The 1,455-nt window shown below is 75.5% G+C and carries 1 protein-coding gene; it reads left to right on the top strand.

From position 1 onward, the window contains the following. Positions 1-75: 75 nt before the first annotated feature. A partial coding sequence (locus LOY02_RS16730) for a DNA polymerase (RefSeq protein WP_317183506.1) occupies positions 76-1,455 on the top strand: 1,380 nt, incomplete at its 3' end.

Below are 1,455 nucleotides of genomic sequence, written 5' to 3' on the forward strand. Positions count from 1 at the left end.
GGGGCTTCGCGCGGCTCAACTTCGCCACCTCCCCCGGGATCCTCCGTGAGGCCGTCGATCGGATGGCCGCGTCTCTTGAGTGAGCAGCCTTCCGGCACACCGCTCGTCGCGCTGGTGGTCGGCACCGAGGGGGCGTATGCCGCTGGGCCCGATCTCGACGAGCCGTGGCCCCTCGCGCAACTGGCCGACTACGTGGCCCGGCTCGTCGCGTCGGTCGGCCCGCGCTGGGTCGTCTGGTCCGCCGACAACACCCTCCGACGCGTGGTCACGGCTGGCGTCGACGTGCCGCGGACGTGGGACCTCGCCGAGGCCCACCGGCTCATCCACGGCGGCTGGTGGGCAACCCCGGGACACGTGTGGGCCGGGTGCCGAGGCCTGCCCGCCGAGCAGGTCCCACTCCCCCGCCGAGGCCGCGACGCCGCCTTCGACGGGGACCTCTTCGACCTGGCCGAGTCCGGCGCCGACGAGCTGCTCACGGCCACCGGCCATGTGCGGGCGGACGCCCTCGGTGGGTGGGCCAGCTCCCCGGAGCGCCTCAAGGAGCTTGCGCACCTCGCGCTGGAATGCCAACGGGAGCAGGAGCGCTCGTTGCGCCACCGGGCGGGTCCGGGTGCCGACCGGCTCGTGCGCACCGTCTGGTCCGAGTCGGCGGCAGCCGTGCTGTGCCTCGAGCTCGAGCGCGACGGTCTGCCCGTCGACCGGCTCGCCGCCGAGGACCTCATCGGCGCCGCAGCCGGGCCACGGCCGCAGGACGACGCCGACGCCGCCCGCATCCGTGCGCACCGGGACCAGGCGGTGCTGCGCCACTCCCCCGGCCGCGAGCGGACCGACCTGCGCAACCCGGCGCACGTCCGCGACCTGCTCCGCTCCGCCGGGGTCGACGTCCCCCACACGCGGGCCTGGGTCCTCGAGCCCTACCGCCACACGCACCCGCTCGTCGACGCCCTCCTGACCTGGCGCAAGGACGAGCGGATCGCGACGACCTACGGCTACCGCTGGCTCGACGAGAACGTCGGCGACGACGACCGGCTGCGCGGTGCCTGGACGGCCTGCGACGGTGCCGCCGGGCGGATGACCGCCCAGAACGGCCTGCACAACCTCCCGGCGCCGCTGCGACCCGCGATCTGCGCGAGCCCGGGCCACGTCTTCGTCCGCGCCGACCTCGGCCAGGTCGAGCCGCGGGTGCTCGCCGTCGTGAGCGGGGACCAGGCGTTCGCCGAGGCGACCCGTAGCGACGACCTCTACGCCCCCGTCGCCGCCAAGCTCGGCGTCGACCGCTCCGTGGCCAAGGTCGCCGTCCTCGCCGCGATGTACGGCCAGCGGTCGGGCGCCGCCGGCGAGGCGCTCAAGGACCTCGAGCGGGCCTACCCGGTCGCCATGGGACTGCTCGACCGGGCCTACGCCGACGGGGTCGCCCGACGTCCGCTGCGCACCTATGGGGGTCGGCTCATCCCC

It is taken from the genome of Intrasporangium sp. (assembly GCF_032907665.1).
Taxonomy (GTDB): Bacteria; Actinomycetota; Actinomycetes; order Actinomycetales; family Dermatophilaceae; genus Intrasporangium.